At 56.3% G+C, this 293-nt stretch carries 1 protein-coding gene; it reads left to right on the forward strand.

What is annotated here, in order from left to right:
• Positions 1-56 precede the first annotated feature (56 nt).
• Positions 57-266: an IS66 family insertion sequence element accessory protein TnpB gene (tnpB, locus tag IV91_RS0114415; RefSeq protein ID WP_084190133.1), complete on the forward strand. Its 210-nt coding sequence runs from the start codon at positions 57-59 to the stop codon at positions 264-266.
• The last annotated feature ends 27 nt before the right edge of the window (positions 267-293 follow it).

Raw genomic sequence — 293 nt, forward strand, 5'->3', positions numbered from 1 at the left:
CTTGAACTCAAACTCGATCTGGGTGGTGGGGTGGTACTGACCCTCACCAGAAACTGATGTTCTTTGCCGAAGCCAGGGTCCGGGTCTTCATCTACGGTCAACCTGTAGATGCCCGCAAGTCCTATGGCGGACTCTATGCCCTGGCACGCAACGAGATGAAGCAGGATCCCCTGAGCGGACATTTGTTCTGCTTCATCAATCGGCGTGCCAACCAGGTCAAAGTCTTGTATTGGGATCGCTCCGGCCCCCCAGGGCGTTCTGGATAACAGCCGTGCCGATGTGAGTTTCCTGGC

This window comes from Ferrovum myxofaciens, from assembly GCF_000735045.1.
GTDB lineage: Bacteria > Pseudomonadota > Gammaproteobacteria > Burkholderiales > Ferrovaceae > Ferrovum > Ferrovum myxofaciens.